We start from the raw sequence: 21,663 nt of genomic DNA, 5'->3' as shown, positions 1-21,663 counted from the left end.
ACATAAATTATGAAACATAAAGTGTTAGCAATTAATTCAGGGAGTTCTTCGCTGAAATTCAAATTGTATGAAATGCCAACGGAACAAGTTTTAGCAGCTGGCCAGATTGAACGGATCGGGAAGCCTGATGCGATGCTAACGCTGACGCTGACGTACACGCCGGCGGGGCAAACAAAATCCACACGGGTGCAACAAACAAAGGCCATTTTATCGCACAATGACGCGGTGGCCTTGACGATGCAAACGTTACTGGAAGAACACATCATTGCCTCACTGGATGAGATTGAGGGGGTTGGTCACCGGGTTTCAAACGGGGGTCAGTATTACCTTCACTCAGTCATCGTGGACGAAACGGTGGAGCAGCGGATTCAGGAATTGAGTACGCTGTCACCGCTACATAATCCGGTGAATTTACAGGGAATTAAAGCGTTTGGCGAGAAATTACCACAGGCAAAACAGGTGGCGGTGTTCGACACATCGTTTAACGCAACCATTCCAATGAGTAGTGCACTATATCCACTACCGTATGAATATTATGAAAAGTATGGAATTAAGCGCTTCGGGTTCCATGGACCGAGTCACCAGTACATTGCGGAAGAAACGCACCGCTTAGTGCCATCGGCGCGGAAGGTGATTAGCTGTCATTTGGGGAACGGTGCCAGCATTTCGGCCATCCTGGATGGTAAAACGATCAACAATTCCATGGGCTTTACACCATTAGCTGGTTTGATGATGGGAACACGGTCCGGGGATATCGATCCGCAGATCATTCCGTTCTTAGAAGAACATGAAGGCATGGATTCAGCGGCCATTAAAAAGATGTTAAACGAACGCTCCGGTCTCCTTGGTGTTTCCGGGATTTCAAATGATCTGCGTGAAATCGAAGAAGCTGCGGCGGCCGGAAACGAACGGGCGCGGTTAGCCTTAACGATGTATGTTCACCAGATCGTCTTCTACATTGGGGCTTACGCCGCTGATTTGGACGGTGTGGACGCCATTACGTTTACAGCAGGTGTTGGTGAACATTCCGCATTGATTCGGCGCCTTGTCACCAACAAGTTGAAGTACCTTGGTGTTCAGATCGACCTTGAGAAAAACGAGGCCAATGAACAGCAAATTTCAACACCAGAAAGTGCCGTGACGGTCCTCGTTGTGCCAACGGATGAAGAGGTCGTCATTGCCCGTGATGTGACCCGGTTATTGGGGCTGGAGGGCTAAGATGGACGAACAGGAAGAAACACTTGAACGGGTGATTCAAGAATCTGTGCCTGGTAAACAAGTCACCATGGCCCACGTGATTGTTCACCCAGATGAGGAAATTTTTAATAAGCTGGGGATCGCGGATACATCAACGGCGCTTGGTTTGTTAACGATCACACCGGGTGAGGCGGCCGCAATCGCGTCCGATGTAGCCACTAAGGCAAGCGATGTGAACGTGATTTTCATTGACCGGTTTAGTGGCTCTGTCCTGGTTGCTGGGCAAGTGGATGCTGTCAAGGCGGCCCTCCTTGCATCGCAAACAACGTTGCAGCAGATTCTTGATTTTCGAGTTACGCCGCTGACGCAATCGTAGTTGGTTCAACCTTTGAGATACCCTTCACTTGTGTGTCTTTAGCGGACATGGTACTTTAAAACGTGAATGCAATGAAGCAGATACAAAAGTAAAGCGGGGAACAAACGCATGAACGAATCAAACGAGGAGCGCCAAGACCGGGTGTTTCACGACTATAACGCGCAACAAGTGGAAGCTTATGGTGCTTTAGACGAGTTAACGGCCTGGCTGGGATTGTGTCGCGTCCGGGCAATGAATAATGGGTTACGACCGTTTGACGCGGAGTTTAAAACGATCCAGCGGCTTCTGTTTTGCATTGGCGCTGATTTGACTAAGCCAGGCGAGACACCTGATACAGCAATGTTTCCAGGGGGTGCAGGTGAATGGCTCAAGGGGTTAACGACCCAGTATTCGGTCACACTACCAGAACTCCATAAATTTGTGGTGCCAGGTGGTAGTATTCAGGCAAGCGAACTACAAATTGCGCGGACACTAGCACTGAAGGCATACCGATCGGTGAAACTGGTTGCTGGTGCTTCGGAAGGATTAGCTGTCGATTTTTTAGAAACACTTGGCAACTACTTCTTCGTCATTGCCCGGTATGTTTACGTTGAAATGGGTGTTCAGGAAGAATTATTCGACGCCAGTGACCCAAACTGGCCGTTCTAACAGGTTGAAAGGGGTGGCGTCATGAAACGTCCACTATTGGTTGGTGCCGTTGGTTGCGGTAAAACGACACTCCACCAGCGCTTGGCTGGTGAGGCATTACGCTATAACAAAACGCAGGCGGTGGAGTTTTTCGATGACGCCGTTGATACACCAGGTGAATTTGTGGAACATCACCGGTTCTACAGCGCACTGTCGGTAACGGCTGCGGAATCTGACGTAATCTTGATGTTACAAAGTGTTCTGGATCGCCGGCAGATCTTTGCGCCTGGATTTGCCACAATGTTTAATAAACCGGCCATTGGCATCATTACCAAGGTCGAGTTAGCGACGGATCAGGCGCAAATTGATGGCAGCGTGGAATTTTTACGAAGTGCCGGTGCTGACCGAATAATTTTGAGCTCAGCGGTCCAGGATATTGGCATGATGAACGTGGTGCACGCCTTAGATTTAATTTAATTATGTAAAGGGGTCAACGAGCATGGAAAGAGCAGCACAATTGACATTGGCACAGGCCGTGACGAGTTGGCTGATTGAAGCCGGTGAACAATTACGACCCGGTGTTAATGGCATTGAGCGGGTCGCTGAAAAAAGTTCACGGAACGACCTTGTGACAAATGAAGATGAAGCGATTGAAACGTTTTTAGAGGCCAAGATTAGCACAGCCTATCCAGAAGCTCAGATCATGGGGGAGGAAAATAAGCACGCGCGGCCACAAAATCTGCACGGCTTAGTTTTCTTTGTCGATCCCATTGATGGGACACTAAACTTTGTGAGAAAGCATGATTGTTTTGCGACGATGATCGGCGTTTATGAGGATGGAAAGCCGCTATTCGGGGGCATTCTGGATGTTATGAACAATGATTTATACTGGGGTGGCCCAGCCATTGGGGTTTATAAAAATGATCAAAAACTACCGCAACTCAAGAATACGCCGTTGGCAGATGGGCTAATTGGTGTTTCTTGGCGGCAACTGTACACCAACCGGTTTAACCTTGGGACGGTGGGTTACCATGCCTCAGGCGTCCGGATTTTAGGAAGCGCTGGGTTGGAGTTTGTACAACTGCTAAACGGGCGGCACGTGGGGTACGTTTCAACCCTGAATCCATGGGATTTTGCGGCTGGTTGTGTTCTGGCGACGACGTTAGGCCTCGAGGTGGGGACGGTGGCTAATCACCGCTTGTCACTGCTACGGCCAGAGGATTTCGTGGTGATGACCCCAGCGGCGATGGCAAGTTTTCGGGAACTGGCAAATTAAAAAAAGAGAGCGAAAGAAACCGCGGTTAGGCTCGCTCAGGTAACAGCAAACGGCACTCATGGACGGGTTTGGTCCATGAGTGCCGTTTGCTGTTAGATGAGGAAGGGCCTGCGGTTTCTTTCGCGTTTATGATAGCAAAGAGCGTTAATGGACGATTTTGGTCCATGAGTGCTGTTTGTTGTTAGATGAGGAAGGGCCTGCGGTTTCTTTCGCGTTTTAATGACGTGAATTTATTGCCAAATGTAGTGATCCAATATTTGTCAAAACGTTTTATGAAAACGCTTACAATTACGGTTAGTTTATGCTACGCTTTTATTGAGGGGTGATAACAATGATTTAATCGTGAACTAAACTGGCAAGTTGATCAACAAGCAGAGTATTCACATGATGTTAATAATGGGTCGATCGTCGACTTACCAACACGGCCGTACATTGTGCTATCGGGGACGGGTAACGCCAATCCGAATAATCGCGATTTTATTGCCCGGGCAGACGCGCTGTACCGGGTCGCAGATTACTTAGCGGCGGCACCAGAACATAATTTGGAGATTGAGGGGTACGAACCATTCCAACGGTATCCACTACAGGCAATGTGGGAGCGGGTAACACCGGGCCGGGACGCTGAATGGCGGTATCAATTGATGATTCAGCAGCCGACGTTCATTACAAAAGAACTCCTACAAACAGTGGAGTTTAACATTACTGACGTGGACCAGTCTTACTTATGGGACATCCGGTTACTGCACTTTTCAGAAGGCTTAGAAGCGCAGATCGGTAGCGTGGGTCCGATTAACCGAATGGGACCGACAAACACGAAACTACAGCAGTTTATTAAGGATGCCGGTTACCGGTCATTGGCCGCTGAGAGTTGGCACATGGAGCTTTATTTGGATGATGTTGTGCACACCCGTGGTGAAGAATGGCACACCATTTTACGGAACGGGATCGAACCGATGGACATCAATAAAGTGGTGAACAGTGGGCTGACGATTACCAAGGGGTAAGTTAGAATTAAAAAGAAAGTTCACGATAATGTGAACTTTCTTTTTACATATTTCATAAAAGTAGTAAGCCTTATGCTATATTAACTTTTATGAAAGGGGTGTTTATTATAAAGAACACGGCAATAAATAAATGGAATAATATAAAATGGAATAAGAAAGTATATGGTCAAATTACTCTTTTTATAACACTTTATATATTAATCACAAGAGTATTTCGAAGTAATGAAAATAGTTCTTGGATAGTAACTGTTCAATATGCATCTTTTATTGTCTTTTTTGGCATGATATTTCTTTACAAGAGGTTATTAAATCCGAAGAAACTATCTAATAGTGAGTTGGGGTCAACAACCTTTTTAATTGGAAGTGTTTTTTTAGGATTCTTAACGATAACCATGATTTATCTTATTGAATATAGGATCGGTTTTCTTCGTGTTTTAGCACGAAATAAAGAATTCCAAAACACTCTAAATGATTTTATACTACTTTATTTTTATTGGAAAGTATTCGATACGCTGATGCTTAATTTAACAAGTGATATTAAGTGTTTTAAGAATATGAAGCTTTCAAGAAAAAGGGTAGGAGGTTTAATCGTTACAGTGTGTCTTGTATTGATTATCTGTATAGCAGGGATAGTGAATGGAGATAACTGGAATGCTTTTTTAGCAGTCAGTACAATCGTATTAGCTGTAACAGATGAAAAAGTAGTTTTAACGTTTAAAGCAAAAAAAGAAAATATTGATGTTTATGATATTCAGCTTACAGGAAGACAACGAAATTGGCTTATTTTCATACGCTTAGGCTGGTTATGCGTTGTGGCATGTATTTGCATTTCTGAGTATTTGGTTAACGTAAGAGGGATTGAAAACCTACTAAATAGAATAATTACGCCTTTAGGCCCAAATGATTTCATGTCAAGAGGAACGCAAGTGATTTTAGTGACGTCAGTATTGAATGCCTTCTTAATTTATTTAATCAATTATTTTGAAAAAAAGTATGGTAAAAAAATAGCAGAGCATATTGAAGTTAAAAAAATCATCTGACAATAAAACTTGTTCATAATTACTAATGATGAGGATACAGACACTGACGAAAGGGAGATGTGGTTTGAAAAAGGTCGTAAAGTTAATTAGCATTCTAATTATGATCGCAATCCTGTCAATGGGTGTAACAACCGTAAAGGCACAGACCAAGTACGTTCAGTCATCCGCACCAACACTGTTTTTCCATGGTGGCGGAAGTAACTACCATGCGGAAGAACACATGGTAAACGCAGCGAAAGCAGCTGGGGTGACCAAAACGGTAATCGTGGCGTTTGTCAGTAAAACGGGGAAGGTGCGCCTGCAGGGAACGATTCCTAAGAACGTAGTGAACCCAATCGTTGAGGTGAACTACGAAGATAACCGGCAACTAGACTACGAAAAACACGGTGAGTGGGCGAAAAACGTGGTCGTTGCATTGCAAAAGCAATATCATTTTCATGAAGTGAAAATGGTGGGGCATTCGCTAGGAAATATTTCCCTGCTCTATTACATGTTGGAATACGGCCAGGATAAGCGCTTACCCAAGCTGGTTAAACAAGTGGACATCGCGGGTCATTTTGCAGGGCTAAACTTTAGCGGAATTCCGGACGGAATCCGTCAGCCGGCGGGGATGACCCTTGATCAAAACGGTAAACCAAATAAGATGAACACAACGTATACGGAAATGACGAAGCTGCGGCACACCTTCCCGAAGCATCAGGTGGACGTGTTGAATATTTATGGAGATACTGGCGGGACAACGGATGGAACGGTGCCAAACGTGTCCTCGAAGTCCCTCCGCTATTTGATTGCGGGACGGGCGAAATCGTATACCGAAAAGAAATTTACTGGTAAACGCGCTAAGCACACGTTGCTGCATAACAATACCCAGGTTGATCAAACGATGATTACCTTTTTGTGGGGGAAATAAGAGGAGCGGACGGGCTTTCCTATCATTTATAACTGAATTACTTCACAGGGCTAGCATTGCGCAGTTGTTTTTGGCATAATGTTCTGTTGAGTGAATCATTCTGAACATAACCCCAAAAGGGCATAATGAAGTGGATCAACTGACCGATGGGTTGATTGTGGGATGGCGCCATGCCTGTGCGCCATCTTTTTGTTTGGCATAACGGGAGAAAAAGAGGTAACGAATGGAAGAACACGCAGAGCAGTATGGATTGAAAAAAACACTGGGCTTTTTCCCGGCCTTATCAACTGTGATGGGAACCGTGATTGGTGCCGGGGTCTTTTTTAAGGCCGCTGCGGTAACGACATCTACGGGAACATCAAGTATGGCCATGTTTGCCTGGTTTCTTGGTGGGATCATCACGATTTGTGCCGGGTTAACGGCCGCTGAACTTGCCGCCGCCTTTCCTGAAGCCGGTGGGATGACACGGTACATTGAACGGACATATGGTCACTTCTGGGGCTTTTTAGCTGGCTGGGCGCAGGCAGTGATTGCGTTTCCTGCTAACATTGCGGCCATTGCGATTGCATTTGGGACTCAGTTTACGAATTTATTTGGGCTGAACGCACACCTGATCGTGCCAATTGCAATGTTGACGGCATTGTCACTGCTGTTGATCAATTGGATCAGTGCGCGGGCTGGTGGCTGGGTGACCTCCGTTGCACTCGTGGTTAAACTGATTCCGCTGGCTTTGATCGTCCTGCTTGGGTTCTTTCATTCCGGTGGCGTCGATTTCTCACTGTTTCCGGTGGTTGCCGGGGCCCATCTTGGCTTCTGGACAGCACTAGGAAACGGTTTACTGGCCACGATGTTTGCGTACGACGGGTGGATGCACGTTGGAAACATTGCCGGTGAAATGAAGAACCCCAAAAAGGATTTGCCACGGGCGATTGCATTAGGAATCGGGTTGGTCATGGTTGTTTACCTGCTGGTCAACGCAGTATTTTTATTTGTTGAACCCGTTAGCCGGGTGGCCGGGAACCTAAACGTTGCGGCTGACGTTGCGAAAATCATTTTTGGCGGCGTGGGTGGTAAGTTTATTACCATTGGGATCTTGGTTTCAGTTTATGGTGGCTTAAACGGCTACATCATGACGGGGATGCGGATTCCGTACGTCATGGGTGTTGAACATAAACTACCGTTTGGAAACGCATTTGCCTCACTGAATCGGGCCGGCGTGCCGTGGTTTGCTGGTCTTGCTCAGTACGCGATTGCTTTCTTAATGATGTTATCTGGTGCGTTTGACGCCATCACGAACATGTTAGTGTTCGTCGTGTGGATTTTTTACTGCATGTCGTTTGCGGCGGTCATGATTCTACGCCGGCGCCAACCAGAGTTACTTCGGCCCTACAAAGTTCCGTTGTACCCGTGGATTCCGCTGGTGGCCTTAATCGGTGGAGTGTTCATTTTGGTGAACACCGTGTTTACTCAGTTCACGACAACGGCCATCGGGATCGTGGTGACCTTACTGGGGATTCCGTTCTATTATTATTTGAATAAAAAGTGGCACTTTACGAAGGCAGAATAACGGCTTCGTCAGAGCGTCGGCGCTTAACTTGGTGAGAAAAATTCACGAGTTAGGCGCTTTTTTTATGGAAATTTATCGCGGCGGTGCGGTGATTTTACTTTTAAAATTAATAAGATGAGGATAATTATTACTCGCGGTAAAATGGTCAACTGGTGGTGGCAATGACGAATTGAAACAATTGCAAAATAAAGCTAAATGATTCCTTAAGAATTAGGTGTTTCCGGTGCTGCGAGAATTGTCGCACCGGGGGGATTAGTGTACGATAGACATAAGTTAACTGAAATTAGGTAAGGGGTAAGACGGCATGGAAAATCCACAAGCAAATGAAACCGCACCACGGAAAGTACGCCCGGAATTATCCGGTAAGCTCGGCCAAAAATTACGTTACCTGGACGAACTGACGAACGCCATTGATAATTTTGACGATCGCCAGGTGTACGAATTGGTTGATCCAAAACGGTATAATACGCTGGTTCGTGGCAACCAGCAGGCAGAAACAAATCATTTAGCAGACTTGGTAACAGATTTGCACCAGGACTTGAGTCACTACTTAAGTGTTGAACTGATTGCCTACCTGAAGCAAACTTACCCATTTTTCTACGTTGAAGAACCCACACCTGGACACTTTGATGTGTTCTTTGGAAATTGGTGGGACAGACGTCAGTTTGGGGAATTAGATGTTTTAAACGCCCGGTTCGTGTTCGATAGTGTGGAATACGACAAGCTGACGAAATCGTTTGAACTGGAAGCAGAAAACAAGAACTACAACTCGGATCGAATTAAAGGGATTGCGGAAGAAAACCAGGCCTTACAGGATCTGGTGGACGGCCAGGAACAACGTGATCTTGTGAAAGAACGGTTGCGGTCCGAATTAAAAGAGCTGGGTGAAGCACGGACACTGTTTAACGGAAATCAATCTAAGCAAGAACGTCAGGAAATCTTGGATCAATTGACAGAACTTGCGAATGAGGATGACCGCGCGAATAATGCTTACAAGGGTATGAAGGCCAATGAGGACGAATCCCTCGTCTTGTCCAAAGAAGACACCATTTTAAGCTACGAAAAGCAGGCCATTCGTAAGGTGTTTGGTGATTTCAGTACCTTTAAAGATCGGAACGAGCGTCTGTACGTGGATTACATTAGCCATTTGATTGGTAAGGGAATCGAAAGCAAGGATGAAACACAGCTAACAAATGATGGCGGGGTGAACTTTTGATGGACAAGGATGAATTAGAGGGGCAGGCAAGTGCTAGTGCAATGAATAGCTCAGCAGCAACGAGCACGGCGGATGCTACAACGAGTGAAATTGATCCGATGGCAACCACGGTTTATCGGCCAACGACCAGTCAGTCTGCGGCGCCGGCTGAGCCAGCCCAAAAGCGCCCAGAGCCAACACCATTATCACCGAGCCAACGGTTCCGAATTTACAATAACAACATTAAAGACGGGATTCGTAACGGGATTAAGTTCACTCAGCACCTGGATCAATTAACGGAAACGACGTCGACCGATGAGCTTCTGGTAGCTGCCACAGCGCTGTTTTCGTTTACCATGGATACGGACTTTGTGACCTTTCCACACCAGTACAGTGCGGCTGATTACTACCTCTTATTTATGGGACGGCTGTTAGAATTACACGATCAAACGGGATTAAGTTTGACCAGTGCAGCGGATCATGAGGAACTCAGCATGAGCTTAGCGGCGTTGGGAGATAAACCAGCGTTCAAGTTTGTGTTGGTTGGCGGTCACAATGGTGGGGCCTTCTTTACAGATCGCGCTTCTGGGTTGCATTTGTTCTACCTTAACCTGGAACGCCAGCAGTTGCGGTTTAACAGTAAGGCATTCGTCGACCTCTTTGCGGTGACCTTGAATGATCAGGTCGCAGCAGACCGTATGGCCGGGATCAATGCTCTGATTACGTTTGCAAAGGACCTCGAACACGATTACGACTTCTCCGTTGATTACAACTTGCTTGAAGCAACGAACGGGACGCAATACAAAACGAAGCACGCAATCTTGCCAGCTGGAACGGTTGACCGGTTATTCGTGGCTTCTGCTGATAGTCACTACATGTTGCAAAATGCGCCGGAAGGTAACGGGGCCGTCATTGAACTTGAAGATGGTTTGGTGTTTGGCATTGTTAATGCTGGTTCTGTAACGGAACCGCGGTGGGTCATGACCACAACCGATCCAGATAACAACGTGTCGCTAATGAACGTGTTGCTGCATTATAAGTTTATTTGCCAGTGGTACCTGGATAACCGGGCTGACCTAGAAATTCAGTCTGATCCATTGATCTTTGCGTAATGAGGGAGAAGCGATGTTAGATATTGCCATGCTGCTAAGAGAATGTATCGAGTTCGATCAGCAAGTTAGCAGCGAAAAGCAAATTCGGTGGACACGTGAGCAAAGTTTGCAGAATGCGTACGTGGCGCTAACCGTCGAACTGGCTGAAATTGCCAATACTAGTGAATGGTTTAAGGTGTGGAAGACCCAGCGGGGGAAACATAACCCGGGGCAAACACCGCGTGAGACGTTATTAGAAGAGTATGTTGACGCGTTGGACTTCTTTTTACTGATCTTCCATAAACAACAGTGGACACATTTAACGGTGTTGACACCCGAGGAATTGACTAAACTGACAACGGGCCCGACCATGGACCTTAATAAGACTTACTTAGCCATTAATCGGATGGTGTTAGCCAGTCTAACGGAACACCGGCAGGGTGATTTTGGTCATGCCTGGCACCTGTTTTTAACCATGGGCCTTCGTGGATTCAGGTTTTCACAAGATGAAATTCAAGCTGCGTACCAGGCCAAACGTGAGAAAAATTTGGCGCGGCAAGCAACCGGATATTAAAAAGCTTCGACCAGTGGTGGTCGAAGCTTTTTTTGTGGATTATGATTAAACGCTTGCATGCCATTCCGATTGTGTGGGGGCAGTTGCTAGTTGTGGTTCTGTATAGAAAAAGTCGGTAAACGTGACCTTTTCAGGGTGTTCGCTATTAATCAGTGTCATCATTTTATGAACTGAACTGGTCATATAGTGCGGTGTATAAATCATGCCGTTAGCCAGCCAGTTTTTGATGAGCCCGATATAGGCAGAGACGGTGAACGAAATCTGAATGCTGATCGGCACGTCAAGGTCAACAAACTCTGCCTGAAAGGCATCGTGAAAGCGTTCCAAATCAGTCGTTAACCGCGAGAAAAGCTGCCGTTCAAATAGTCCGTTTTCTTGCGTGTTTAAAAGGACGTTGAACATCTGTGCTTCACTTTCGATGTAGCTGAAAGCGGCGTTTAATGAAAACCGCGTGCGTGACTGTTCCGACGGCCTGGTTCCCATTGATGATGGCAGGGGCACCTCTGTAATAACCACCTCAAAAAAGTCATCCAAGATTTCCGTCATGGCGCGCGAAATAAAGTCACGTTTATCTTTGTAGTGTAAATAAAAGGTACCACGGGTAATGTGCGCAGTTTCAGTGATTTTCTGAACACTGATATTTTCGATTTTATACTGCTGCATCAAGCTGATCAGTGCAACTTTCAAGCTAGACCGCGTCTTAACGACCCGTGGGTCTAAATGTTTTCCCATTCTTAAAACCCCCAGTGAAACGATTAGTAGACAGCTCATTGATAATCGTTTACAAACTCCATTATATAAGAAATGAAAGCGCTTCGTCAACTAACAGAATAAGGATATTTGACATTTCCGTAAGCGCTTTAGTTTTACGAAAACTGAGAAGAAGTGAAAACGCTAATTGACACCGGCAAAGCAGTTTTTTATACTTAAATAGTTGGTGTCACTTGCTGAACACCGTTTCGCAGCAGTAGCTCAGTTGGATAGAGCATCGGTCTTCTAAACCGAGGGTCGTGGGTTCGAATCCCACCTGCTGCATCTTAATTACGAGTGGTTAAGCTTTGATTGAAGGTCACGTTTAAGACGTGGCCTTTTTTTGTGATTTTTGTTGAATTTCAGCAGGATGATCATGTGTTTATTGCAGTGGGTTAGGTGGGCCCATTATATGAGTTACAGTGGTCACAATTATTAGGTAACTGGGTGTTGACGGCGGTGACAAGAAATCTTAACACGAGCGGTATCACAATGTTTGTGCGTAGTAGAATTGGTGATAACTGGTGGCGCATTGCCAACCAATGCGGTGACAATATGTACAGTTTGGCGGCTTTAATGGGCAGTCAATTGATGACGTTATTTATCCCGGATAAAATTTTATATTATTAGCAAAAAAGGCTCTAACTTCCTAAATCCATGGGAGGTTAGAGTCTTGTGTGTAGTACAAATAGCTAATTGGTAAGAAATGCAATTGTAAAGAACAAGGTATCAAATGCAAAGTGAATCGTATATGGAATTAATATATTTCTAGTTCTAATAAACGATCCTGTGACGAAGAATCTAAGTGCCCCCATGATGAGTAACATCTGTGGTAAATTCCAACTGTAGGCCTCAAAGTGCGCTAAACCAAAGATAATCATTGATAAAAACAGTGCTAAGTAAATACTGGTATTTCTCTTCATATTCAAGTGTTGGTAGAAGATTACGGCAAATCCAATAAATACGGGAATAGCAAATAGTTCCTCATTAAATAATGAAAATAGATCATTAATAGTTTGTATTAAATATGGTAAAAAGGACGTGTCCTGAGAACTGTTTGCGTCCGCGGTAACGTTAAGATGCAGCAAGCTGAATACAACTTGCCCCATAAAAATGGCATAGAACACAGCACCAAAAAAGTATAATAACCATGGTTTCCAGTTAGCCCAAAAATCCCCCTGGAATAAGTCTTTGAGGTTGCTACCTAGTAACCATTTTATGGTGAGGATAAATAGTGACAAGGGTAGCAACGTCACGGTGATAAAATGTAACACTGGTTCTTTGAAATCAACACCATATTCGAAGAACAACATTAATCCAGTGATTAGTATGGGCAACATTATCAGATAGATTGCTCGTGATAAAGATAATTTCCCGTCAATAATTGGTAATTCACCATGACTCTTCTTTTCAAAAATAGTCATAAAAAACACTCCCATCCATGAAGAACATATATTTAGTTGTTTCATCATACTATCTATCCACTTTGTCTATGTAAAAATATACTCAACAATTATTGGCTGGATTTCAGGATAATATATAAAAGCTCTAACTTCCACTGATATCAAAAGATTTTGGAAGCCATGCGAATCCAACCTGCTGCATCTTACTTACGACTAGTTTAGCTTTGATCGAAGGTCACATTTAATATGTGGCCTTTTTATGACTTCTGTTGCATTTTTTCCGTCATTTCATAAAAAAATGTGCAAAATATTTAAAAATATTGTTGAAAATAATCTTTTTTAATGCTTAATAGTTTATGCTATTGAAAGTTTTGACGAATAATGAGTACAATACAATTGTTGTAAAGCAATTTTTAGACGATTACTTCCAAGTGACCTGTCGGTTAAAAGTATGCAAAGGGGAGAGCACAATGGCGTCAAAGAAATTTAAAATGTATAAACAGGGGAAAAATTGGGTGGTTGCTGCCACAATTCTGGGGGCAACGCTAGCACTGGGGACTCAGGCGGTTAAAGCAGATGTTACGACGACACCCATTACTGCGGGGGACACAACAAGTAAGACGGTGGCGACACCGGCCTCATCAGGAACCGTAACGTTGAGCGCCGCTAGTCAAGCTGGATCATCCGCAGCTTCGAATAGCGAAAGCGGATCAGCCACGTCTGCGACATCAGCAACACCGTCAGCTGCAACAGCAACAGCTAACGATACAACGACGCCAAAAGTGTCAGTAAGCACTGCTGCGACGTCGCCAACGGTCACCAACTTAGGGGTTGTTAGTGACGCGGTCGCTGAGAAGACGCAAACAGATGCGGCGAACACCTATGCAACAACTGGGCAACCACAGATGATTACACGGACGGACGCAACCACGGCCGATTCAAGTGCTGCGGGGACTCAGCGTGCATTACCCGCAGGTGATACCTTGTCAGATCCAGCATTCTTTTCTAAAATGTATACGGATCCTAATCCAGCACACTATGCCATCACAGTAACAGCAGTTAGCGATGGGAGTTATTTGATTTCTAGTACCAATCGGACTGGGGATGGAACGGTTTATGTCTACGAATTTGCTAAAAGTGGTGATTATTTGGGCGGATACAAAATTCCCACAGGGCAAAGTGTGACATCTGCTCACTTCGGTTTCATTTATCGTAGCGGGGACCAAGAAGTGGCCTTTGATAATAATCATCACTTCCAAGTTTATTTAATGGATGATGCAAGGACTGCTCAACAAGACCGGTATTACTGGATTCCACAAAAATTAACACAAACAATTTCATATGTTGACGAAAGTGGACAACCCATTGCTGCTCCAGATCAGCAGATTGGAATGTCCTATCAGCAGTATACGACGGTGCCCATTACCATTCCTGGCTATACGTTGGACCAAACCAAACTGCCTCAAAACCAAAATGGGAGTTTGTCACAATTTGTAAAGGGCTGGCACGGGGCAGTAGACGTTATTGAAGGCGTGAACGTCGCGTATCAGCAAATTGATGATGCCGGAACCGTTATTGCAACGATTACCGATCACCATTTATACGACCACACGGGAACGACAACAAAGTCGTTTACGTTAGCCTATAATGAATCGATGCCGGATGCCTATGAGACGAATGATGTTTACGGATGGCCACACAAGATTGTTCTTGCAAACCCGGTTGTCAAAGGGAGCAAAGACGTTGTTTATGTCTACGAATCAAATTATTCAATCACGAACACCAAGACCGTCCATGAAACGATCAACTACCTTGATACCGATAAAAACGTGGTTGCGCCCCAACAGGTAGCCCAGCCAATTACGTTTATGACGGTGCACAATAGTAGTGACAACACGGATACCGTGTACTATTCAACGACCGCGACGAGTGGCACGATTGATCCCGCCACCGGGATTCCAACTGGAAGTGACTGGACCAAGGGCGACTCCGCCACGTTTGCCGCAGTTCAGAATCCGACCGTTACTGGTGATCATGTGATTAGTAATGACGCTCCTAGCTCTGACTTAACGCAGGTCAGTGGGCAAACGGTAACGAGTGCGAGCGCCGATGGGGTGTACACGGTGGTGTACGCAAAGGATGACACGACGCCAAGCAATCCGGACACCCCGGGGACGCCATCAACGCCAACGACGCCAACCAACCCAGTAACACCAAGTACACCGGCGGCACCACAAACGCCAAGTACACCGGTTAGCCCTGCCGCACCAAAGACGCCTGGGGTAACGAATACGGCTGTAACACCAGGAACGCCGGTGATGACAGCGGCTAAACCAGCACCAAAGGTAACCTTAACAGCATCACCAAAGCAGGCAACGCTGCCAGAGACTGACGCAACTGAACAACCAGCCTCAACGGGCATCATTGCGATGATCTTGGGCTTGTTCAGCGCACTTGGTTTGATTGGTGGCTTGAAGCGGAAACAACGTTAAGACTGACCTCATTTATTTATAAAAAGGCGCTAACTTTCCAAAAATGAACAGATCCCTTAAGCTGGAGAAGATCTAACTTAAGGGATCTGTTCACCTTTTGTTAAGCATTGCTTTGATTTTATTTCTACGATTTAAAAATTCTCCATCATCTCTTTTTTCCCATACATCGTCATGTAGATGTTCGTACCCAAAATTATATAGCATTGCAGAAGCGGTACTTAAATCGATTCCTAAGTATTTGGCTATTTTTTTACCGTGGGCTAGTGGCTGGGAGGTTACATATTCATATAAATTCCAACTGGTTAAACGTCTATTATTAAGAGAAATTGCGCTTTTTCTAAGTTCGTATCGTTTAACTGTTTTTTTCTTTGCTGCTTTTATTAAAAGATAATTTCCATACAAACCGACCATTACATTTAATATATCAAAGAGCTCCTTTGCGGTTTCTAAAACTCCGGAGCCACCTTGGGGCCTTGCAAAACAAATTCTCTTATGGTCCCAGTTTAGGATGTTAGCGTCTTCCCAAATCGCTAAATCTGCAAAGGTTGTTGTATTTTTGCTTTTGAACAGGACGTCATTGAACAATAATCCATTTTTCGTCAGTTGGTATTGTTGAAAGTCATTGAGTTCGTCAGTAGCAGTTGAAGATGGAAATTTAACGAAGAAGATTCCGCCGTCGTTAGTGTGGGGTGTTTCCTCTATTTTTGAGGCGACTCTACTTAACACTTGAACAATATTGTCGCTTTCTGTCACAAAATACTTTACCGTTTTAAAATTAACGCTATCATTTTTAAAATACCCCATTGTAAAACGGATTTCTTCCATAAAATTCCTCCTCAGTTAATAAGAAAAACATTTATACTTTAATTATAGGTATGAAGAATTATTGATGCAATACGCCTTAGCTTAAGTGGTGTGTTGATAAATTAATAATTGCACGGAATCAGTTGATCACAGATTTTATCTGTTTCACTGTATAAATTGTGATATGGTAAATTGAATCAATATCAAGGGGGTTCTACATGCAAGAGAAAGCGTTAACACGGCGACCTGGGTTTCGTCGCTGGTTTTGGGTTCAATGGGGGCTTGAACTTGCCATCTTAGTGAGTTGGGGAATCACTGGTGGTGTTCGGAAGGTTCAAAACGTTGGTCATTATGAATTGGCAGTCGGGGGCCTTATTCTGCTTGTTCTCCTTAGCGCATGTTTATTGGCTAAGGGTGAAAACGATGCGTCACACCAAAGCGGGATACGTCAGCGCCTTTTGATAATCAATCATTATGGCCAGGTGATCTTCTTGATTCCAACGGTGACCATGATGTTGCAGTGGTTGATTCAAATGCTGTTAACGGCTGGTGTCAATGGTACGGTGCTTATGGTTGGCGGCTTGGTGCTCTCGATGGTGATGTACGTTCCCATTAGTCTGTTTGCCTTGGGCCGGGTTCGCGCTCTTGTCGGCCGGATTTTATTAGTCATCTTGGTAATGTTTAACATCGTTTTTACGGGTGCACGGTTGACTGAAATTCCTCACCTCACGACGGCACACTGGCTCGTAACGGTGGCCAACAGTGGCATTGTTGGTGCATTAGGCTTTGCATTCACCATGGGGCTTGTGATGAGCCAATGGGGGTACCGCTTGCCCTCATTTGGATGGTCAAAAACGGTCGACTGGCGGGTCGTTAGCGTCCTAATCGTTAGTACGCTTGGCTATGTGTTCTACAATACATTTAGCACGGGGACAACATGGGGCACTGCGTTAACAACGTTTGACTTTCACCTGAGTGCACCAACTATTGATATGTTTCTAAATGGTCTTGAGCCGGGAATTGCGGAAGAATTGCTCTTTCGCTTTGTTGTCTTGACCTTACTGCTTCGTGCCTTTCAAAAGGTTTCGCATGGCGTGTTCTGGGCCGTTCTTACGAGTGCTTTGTTATTTGGACTCTTTCACGTACCAAACTTAGCCGTGCAATCGGTCTCCGCAACGGCTTCGCAGGCAGTGACGTCCGTTGCAATTGGGCTGCTGTGGGCCAGTATTTACCTGTACACCCGTGCATTTTGGTGGCCAATGTTGTTTCATGCTAGTGTCGACGCGCTAGGATTCATGAGCAGTGGTACGCAGGTGATGGATTCATTAACGCCCTTTGACTGGGGCCAAACGATTATTCTTATCGTAATCTTCAGTGGCTTGGCAATTTTCTTATTAACCGGAACACGCGGGCAAAACGTGCACCGGAATGTTTCATTGATGATCGGTGACGTGAAGCATGACTAAGGCGCGGTGTTCGACGCATGCGCACTGAGTCGTTATAATGGACGTAAAGAAGGGGGTGAGCCGAATGAAGTGGCAAGCATTTCCTTACGGCGTCTTTTGCGTCATCATCTTTTTTATCGTAGGGTACATGGGTTATTGGCAGTACGCCTGGTTGATTTTTCTAACAACACCGCTTTTTTACTGGTTCATTAATCAGCGGGGATCGCGGCATGATTCAGACAGTAAACAATCACAAAATAAAAAACAGAACTAGGTTTAGCGGCTGACCGTTAAACCTAGTTCTGTTTTTTGTTTTGTGAGATAAACTACTGAGACGGTGGCTTCTTGGTGATGACAATTAGTTAAATTGTGGCGCCACTATTCCCATGTATCGAGTAAGGTAAAGGTGACGTTGTCGCTGTCGCGAATCAGCTTTGAAACGGGGCAGCGGCTTTCGGCCAGTTCAAACCAAGCGGTGGCAGTTTCACGATCGACCTCGTCTTCTGGAATGTAAACATAAACGTCAACGAAAAATTGGAGCCCGTGGGTGTCATGAGCTTGATCAACGTCGACTTTAACTTTGGTTTGATGGTCATAACCATCCCGTTTTTCAATGGCCTCAAGGGTGGCGTTAAGGCAGGTTGCAAACGCCATTCCAAGGAGTTGCTCAGGATTAGTTGCGTCGATATCTTTGCTGGTTACATCAATAGCAAAGTCCGTATTACTGGCAGTTCCGGTAGCAAACGTGTGACCAGTAACACCATCTTCGTTAACAAGGGTCGTGTGGTACGTTGTACGTGGGCGTGCTGATTTATCCATGTGCCTCATCCTCCATTTACTTACTTAAGGATAGTATAATAAGTTTCTGACCGAAGCGCAACTGAGACCGCCAGTTAGTTAATGTTTGCTAAAAAACATGCTGAAATTTGCATTTTTTTAAAATAACAGTATATTAGAGAAAGAGATTGAATGAAGGAGGCCACTAAATGGCTGATCAATATGATGACGTTTTAAAACTACACGCGCTGCATAACGGGGTTCTGGGCATTGAATCCGAAATGCCCATTCATAACCGGGCTGACCTGGGGAAGGCCTATACACCAGGGGTTGCCACCATCTCAAAGATGTTGGCAAAGGATCCAGCCTTACGGGAACGCTACACGTTAAGTGGTAAGCTAGTGGCGGTCGTTTCAGACGGATCAGCCGTTCTTGGCCTAGGCAACATTGGGCCGGCGGGGGCCTTACCGGTTATCGAAGGTAAATCCTTGCTGTACAAGGATCTAGCCGGTGTCAACGCCCTTCCGCTATCGGTAAACCAGGTATCAACGGATGAGTTTGTTCGCACTGTGAAAAATATCGCTGGCAGCTTTGCAGGGATTCATTTAGAAGACATTGCGGCACCACGCTGTTTTGAAATTGAAGAACGGTTGAGTAAGGAATTAGACATTCCCGTTTACCATGATGATCAGGAAGGGACTGCCATGGTCGTGATGGCTGGATTGCTGAATGCTGCTAAAGTGGTTCATAAAGATTTTCAGTCACTCAAAATTTTAGTAAACGGAGCGGGTGCGTCAGGAATCGCAACGGCCAGATTGTTGTCTGCGGCGGGAGTCAAGCACATCACATTGGTGGATCGTTACGGGGTCGTGACGCCCGATGATGAGCGGTACAACGAGTATCAACGCCAGCTTGCCCGCCAACTTGGTGAACAAACGACGGGGAAGACACTGGCAGAGGCCATTGTTGGCCAGGATGTTTTTGTTGGCTTATCGGATGCCCATGTCCTGACCGGTGAAAACGTGAAGACAATGGCAGCGGATCCAATTATTTTTGGGCTAGCAAACCCAGTTCCAGAAATTGATCCGGCCGAAGCGTTGGCGGCCGGTGCTGCTGTGATGGCAACGGGTTCCAGTCAGTATCCCAATCAGGTCAATAATATTTTGGTCTTTCCAGGATTATACAAGGGCCTGCTGACAAGCGGCTTAAAGCACGTGACGTTTGTGCTTGAAGCAACAATCGCAAAGGCACTGGCTGGGTTGGTGGAAACGCCCACAGCTGAAATGATCGTGCCTGGTGTGTTTGACGATGGTGTGGTTCAAACGGTGGCAAAAGCGGTTAATGATTTTGCTAAATAATCGGTAAAGATTCATTAATCAATAAATGAAATAAACAGGCCGCGATGCTGTTTTCGCGGCCTGTTGTTATGTACAAATAATGAAAACGAGAAGCGGTAATGAGTCGCCAAATAGGGTAAACTAGTGGTTAGACATGAGTAATGATTGGAGTGTTAAATCGTGGTAGAAAGTATCTTTCAAACGGGAGCCGAACAGTCGATTGCTGATGTATTAGCGAATCGTGATGAACGGGTCGCCCTTCAACAAGAATTAGCAGCACGCTATCCAGGTAAGACCGTTGTGGCAATTAAGTTAAACATTCCTGGACCCATTAAAAACAATCAACAGCTCGGACGCCTATTTGACACGGGATTAAACCAGTGGCGGAGTCGGGTGACGGGGGCTGGCTTAGCCGTCATCGATAGTGTTAGCTGGGATAAGCCAACCGGCCGGGAACAGTTTTATGTGATTGATGGCAAGGGTGATCAATTAAAACATTTAGCGGTTGAATTTGAAGACCAGTATGAGGTGGGCCGTCTTTTTGATGTCGATGTGTTAATGGCACTTGATGGTCATCTTCGCGCACTATCCCGAACCAACTTTGGTTTACCCGTTCGCCAGTGTTTACTCTGCGAGCGGCCAGCGAAAGACTGCGCGCGCTCGCGTCGACACAGTGTTGAAGACTTACAGGAGGCAATTTCAACGACGTATGCAGGCCTCTTTGGTGGGCCAATTTTATGATGAATCGTGACGAGCAGGCAGATCAGCTTGCACAAACTGCGGAGCGGGCGCTCCTTTACGAGGTAACGGTCAATCCGAAGCCAGGTCTGGTTGATCCGGTCAGTGCCGGGCCACATCCTGACATGAATGTTTTTACGTTCATTGATAGTGCGACCAGTTTGCGACCGTATTTTTATCAATGTGCGCAGGTTGGATTAGCAGTGATTGAGCCGGTAAACTGGCAAGCGGTGTTTGAGCAAATTCGCGCATTAGGCATCATTGCCGAGCAAACCATGTTTACGGCGACAAAGCAGGTGAACACGCATAAGGGCGCTGTCTTTTCATTAGGCGTTTTAGTTACGGCAACGGCCGCTCAATTAGCTGTTGGATACAAATATTCGTCAGAACAAGTTTTTGCAATTACCAAGCAAATGCTTGCAGGTTTAAGCAAACGTGATTTTGACCGCCTGAAGCAGCGAAACCCACAGCAATTGACGGCAGGTGAACGGCAATTTCTCAAGTATGGAAAGTTAGGAATCCGTGGTGAAGCCGAGGCTGGTTTCCCGACGGTCGCCACGTTAGCACTGCCATTTTTACGGCAGCAGACAGGGTCAGTAATGGACCGGTTGCTCAATGTTCTAATTAAAATTGCGGGCGAGACAGATGATTCTAACCTCATTAAACGTGCTGGTAACCCAGAAATCACAACGTGGATGCATGAACAAAGTGAACAGTTCTTTCAACTGGGTGGTGCACAAGCGCCGGCTGGTCGAGCGGCTTTAGTAAAATTAAACCAGGCAATGTTTGATCAGCACCTTAGCTTAGGCGGGTCGGCTGATCTGCTGATTTTAACCATTTTTTGTGGTTTACAAGAGGGCCTCTTTGAATGACAATTGGCGAGTTGATGAGAAAAGTCGAACAAAATTATGAAGATTTTTACCGCACATAAATACTGATTTACCTTGATGCTGGTATATACATTCTTTTTAAAATAATGCGCAAGCTGCGTCAAGTCGACTTATTGAATGCGTTTTCATCTAAAATAGATTACACTATGAGTAACTATTTAAGGAGGAAT

At 45.4% G+C, this 21,663-nt stretch carries 22 protein-coding genes and 1 tRNA gene; 19 read left to right on the top strand and 4 right to left on the bottom strand.

Annotation, left to right across the window (positions count from 1 at the left end):
* Positions 1 to 9: 9 nt before the first annotated feature.
* The 12 genes from ACRYI5_RS08855 to ACRYI5_RS08800 all read left to right on the top strand — a co-directional run bounded on the left by ACRYI5_RS08855 (position 10) and on the right by ACRYI5_RS08800 (position 10,857).
* Positions 10 to 1,218 (top strand): acetate/propionate family kinase, encoded by a 1,209-nt coding sequence (locus ACRYI5_RS08855; RefSeq protein WP_448225016.1) that lies wholly within the window; start codon positions 10 to 12, stop codon positions 1,216 to 1,218.
* A gap of 1 nt (position 1,219) precedes the next feature.
* Positions 1,220 to 1,573, top strand: coding sequence for a BMC domain-containing protein (locus ACRYI5_RS08850; RefSeq protein ID WP_407878827.1), 354 nt, complete (start codon positions 1,220 to 1,222; stop codon positions 1,571 to 1,573).
* Between the two features lie 108 nt (positions 1,574 to 1,681).
* Positions 1,682 to 2,221, top strand: coding sequence for a hypothetical protein (locus ACRYI5_RS08845; protein ID WP_407878825.1), 540 nt, complete (start codon positions 1,682 to 1,684; stop codon positions 2,219 to 2,221).
* 21 nt (positions 2,222 to 2,242) lie between these two features.
* Complete coding sequence (locus ACRYI5_RS08840) at positions 2,243 to 2,677, top strand: EutP/PduV family microcompartment system protein (RefSeq protein ID WP_448225015.1); 435 nt, start codon at positions 2,243 to 2,245, stop codon at positions 2,675 to 2,677.
* A 22-nt stretch (positions 2,678 to 2,699) separates the two neighbouring features.
* Positions 2,700 to 3,476, top strand: coding sequence for an inositol monophosphatase family protein (locus ACRYI5_RS08835; protein ID WP_448225014.1), 777 nt, complete (start codon positions 2,700 to 2,702; stop codon positions 3,474 to 3,476).
* A 434-nt stretch (positions 3,477 to 3,910) separates the two neighbouring features.
* On the top strand, positions 3,911 to 4,480 hold the full coding sequence (locus ACRYI5_RS08830; RefSeq protein ID WP_448225013.1) for a hypothetical protein: 570 nt from the start codon (positions 3,911 to 3,913) through the stop codon (positions 4,478 to 4,480).
* Between the two features lie 89 nt (positions 4,481 to 4,569).
* The gene (locus tag ACRYI5_RS08825) at positions 4,570 to 5,520 is read left to right on the top strand and encodes a hypothetical protein (RefSeq protein ID WP_448225012.1); all 951 of its coding nucleotides are present in this window, start codon (positions 4,570 to 4,572) and stop codon (positions 5,518 to 5,520) included.
* 100 nt (positions 5,521 to 5,620) lie between these two features.
* Entirely contained in the window at positions 5,621 to 6,430 is an 810-nt protein-coding gene (locus ACRYI5_RS08820; protein WP_448225119.1) for an alpha/beta hydrolase, read from the top strand.
* Positions 6,431 to 6,653: 223 nt separating this feature from the next.
* Positions 6,654 to 7,997 carry an APC family permease gene (locus ACRYI5_RS08815; protein WP_448225011.1) on the top strand — a complete coding sequence of 448 codons (1,344 nt, stop codon included), beginning with the start codon at positions 6,654 to 6,656 and terminating at the stop codon, positions 7,995 to 7,997.
* Positions 7,998 to 8,301: 304 nt separating this feature from the next.
* Entirely contained in the window at positions 8,302 to 9,213 is a 912-nt protein-coding gene (locus ACRYI5_RS08810) for an exonuclease SbcC (protein WP_407878818.1), read from the top strand.
* Complete coding sequence (locus ACRYI5_RS08805; protein ID WP_448225010.1) at positions 9,213 to 10,304, top strand: hypothetical protein; 1,092 nt, start codon at positions 9,213 to 9,215, stop codon at positions 10,302 to 10,304. The genes ACRYI5_RS08810 and ACRYI5_RS08805 overlap by 1 nt, the downstream gene beginning before the upstream one ends.
* A gap of 13 nt (positions 10,305 to 10,317) precedes the next feature.
* Positions 10,318 to 10,857: a dUTP diphosphatase gene (locus ACRYI5_RS08800; RefSeq protein ID WP_448225009.1), complete on the top strand. Its 540-nt coding sequence runs from the start codon at positions 10,318 to 10,320 to the stop codon at positions 10,855 to 10,857.
* 45 nt (positions 10,858 to 10,902) lie between these two features.
* Here the strand turns inward: ACRYI5_RS08800 and ACRYI5_RS08795 are convergent, their stop codons facing one another.
* Positions 10,903 to 11,589 carry a TetR/AcrR family transcriptional regulator gene (locus ACRYI5_RS08795; RefSeq protein ID WP_407878814.1) on the bottom strand — a complete coding sequence of 229 codons (687 nt, stop codon included), beginning with the start codon at positions 11,587 to 11,589 and terminating at the stop codon, positions 10,903 to 10,905.
* A 229-nt stretch (positions 11,590 to 11,818) separates the two neighbouring features.
* On the opposite strand from ACRYI5_RS08795, the gene ACRYI5_RS08790 reads away from it, so the two are divergent.
* Positions 11,819 to 11,892 (top strand) — tRNA-Arg (locus tag ACRYI5_RS08790).
* 407 nt (positions 11,893 to 12,299) lie between these two features.
* On the opposite strand, the gene ACRYI5_RS08785 is transcribed toward ACRYI5_RS08790, so the two are convergent.
* The gene (locus tag ACRYI5_RS08785) at positions 12,300 to 13,031 is read right to left on the bottom strand and encodes a CPBP family glutamic-type intramembrane protease (RefSeq protein WP_448225008.1); all 732 of its coding nucleotides are present in this window, start codon (positions 13,029 to 13,031) and stop codon (positions 12,300 to 12,302) included.
* Between the two features lie 449 nt (positions 13,032 to 13,480).
* On the opposite strand from ACRYI5_RS08785, the gene ACRYI5_RS08780 reads away from it, so the two are divergent.
* Positions 13,481 to 15,502 (top strand): MucBP domain-containing protein, encoded by a 2,022-nt coding sequence (locus ACRYI5_RS08780; protein ID WP_448225007.1) that lies wholly within the window; start codon positions 13,481 to 13,483, stop codon positions 15,500 to 15,502.
* Between the two features lie 90 nt (positions 15,503 to 15,592).
* On the opposite strand, the gene ACRYI5_RS08775 is transcribed toward ACRYI5_RS08780, so the two are convergent.
* The gene (locus ACRYI5_RS08775) at positions 15,593 to 16,327 is read right to left on the bottom strand and encodes a hypothetical protein (RefSeq protein ID WP_448225006.1); all 735 of its coding nucleotides are present in this window, start codon (positions 16,325 to 16,327) and stop codon (positions 15,593 to 15,595) included.
* A 197-nt stretch (positions 16,328 to 16,524) separates the two neighbouring features.
* On the opposite strand from ACRYI5_RS08775, the gene ACRYI5_RS08770 reads away from it, so the two are divergent.
* Positions 16,525 to 17,772 carry a CPBP family intramembrane glutamic endopeptidase gene (locus ACRYI5_RS08770; RefSeq protein WP_448225005.1) on the top strand — a complete coding sequence of 416 codons (1,248 nt, stop codon included), beginning with the start codon at positions 16,525 to 16,527 and terminating at the stop codon, positions 17,770 to 17,772.
* A gap of 64 nt (positions 17,773 to 17,836) precedes the next feature.
* Positions 17,837 to 18,025 carry a hypothetical protein gene (locus tag ACRYI5_RS08765; protein WP_448225004.1) on the top strand — a complete coding sequence of 63 codons (189 nt, stop codon included), beginning with the start codon at positions 17,837 to 17,839 and terminating at the stop codon, positions 18,023 to 18,025.
* 104 nt (positions 18,026 to 18,129) lie between these two features.
* Here the strand turns inward: ACRYI5_RS08765 and ACRYI5_RS08760 are convergent, their stop codons facing one another.
* Positions 18,130 to 18,570, bottom strand: coding sequence for an OsmC family protein (locus ACRYI5_RS08760; RefSeq protein ID WP_448225003.1), 441 nt, complete (start codon positions 18,568 to 18,570; stop codon positions 18,130 to 18,132).
* 167 nt (positions 18,571 to 18,737) lie between these two features.
* Here ACRYI5_RS08760 and ACRYI5_RS08755 point away from each other — a divergent pair, with 167 nt between their 5' ends.
* The 3 genes from ACRYI5_RS08755 to ACRYI5_RS08745 all read left to right on the top strand — a co-directional run bounded on the left by ACRYI5_RS08755 (position 18,738) and on the right by ACRYI5_RS08745 (position 21,475).
* Positions 18,738 to 19,886, top strand: a complete 1,149-nt coding sequence (locus ACRYI5_RS08755; protein ID WP_407878802.1) for an NAD(P)-dependent malic enzyme — start codon at positions 18,738 to 18,740, stop codon at positions 19,884 to 19,886.
* A 159-nt stretch (positions 19,887 to 20,045) separates the two neighbouring features.
* Positions 20,046 to 20,606 carry a citrate lyase holo-[acyl-carrier protein] synthase gene (gene citX / locus ACRYI5_RS08750; protein WP_407878800.1) on the top strand — a complete coding sequence of 187 codons (561 nt, stop codon included), beginning with the start codon at positions 20,046 to 20,048 and terminating at the stop codon, positions 20,604 to 20,606.
* Positions 20,606 to 21,475: a triphosphoribosyl-dephospho-CoA synthase gene (locus ACRYI5_RS08745; protein WP_448225118.1), complete on the top strand. Its 870-nt coding sequence runs from the start codon at positions 20,606 to 20,608 to the stop codon at positions 21,473 to 21,475. Before citX ends, ACRYI5_RS08745 begins: the two co-directional genes overlap by 1 nt.
* The last annotated feature ends 188 nt before the right edge of the window (positions 21,476 to 21,663 follow it).

The organism is Furfurilactobacillus sp. WILCCON 0119 (genome assembly GCF_053471565.1).
The sequence above is the reverse complement of the archived record's forward strand: the minus strand, read 5'-3'. Positions and strand labels throughout refer to the sequence as shown.